The 637-nt window shown below is 47.4% G+C and carries 1 protein-coding gene; it reads left to right on the top strand.

What is annotated here, in order from left to right; all coding sequences use genetic code 11:
• Window positions 1-529, top strand: a 529-nt coding sequence (locus R7040_RS27465) for an SH3 domain-containing protein (RefSeq protein WP_318097741.1), incomplete at its 5' end; no start/stop codon positions are given.
• Between the last annotated feature and the right edge of the window lie 108 nt (window positions 530-637).

The following is a 637-nucleotide window of genomic DNA, read 5'->3' as shown; positions in this document are numbered from 1 at the left end:
GTGGTGGAAGATCCGCGTGCAACCTAATGAGTGGCAACAAGCTGAGATAGTCAGGCCAGTAGAAGAGGGAGTGGATACCTCTAACAAGCTGGAGTTCATGGATGTCTCCTATCGTTCAAAAACGGGGTTAAATTTACGCTCTAAACCGAGTGTAGAGAGTACAAAGCTGGGGCAACTTAAAAAAGGCGAAGTGTTCAATGCGTTGGCGAGAGTTGAAGGAGAACCTTGGATTCTGGTTGAACAAAAAGGCGTTATTAAGGGCTACGTGCACCAAGATTACGTACGCAGCAACGTAGTGAATCGCGATATTTTGTCGACTCAACCGAATCCGTTGTTCGATGCTCAGCAAGCGACTCATTCTGTATCGAGTGCCCGACACGAGCTGCTGGGCAGCTACACTTGTCGAGCGCTGAGCTATGAGTTAACCAAAGACGGTGATGTGACCACGGGGTCATTACGCGCATGCCGCAAAAAACGCAAAGTTTGGTATATCGATACGCCGTCAGCCTCACCAGCTAACCCTTCGTAATTCTTATTGCTTTTATTGATGTGTTTAACGGTATGGTTGGGCACATCAATGTGCGCTATTCCGTCCATTCTACTTTTGTCACTAATTGTCCAACTTCCCGTCATGTAG

Source organism: Vibrio sp. 1069, from assembly GCF_033340555.1.
The sequence above is the reverse complement of the archived record's forward strand: the minus strand, read 5'-3'. Positions and strand labels throughout refer to the sequence as shown.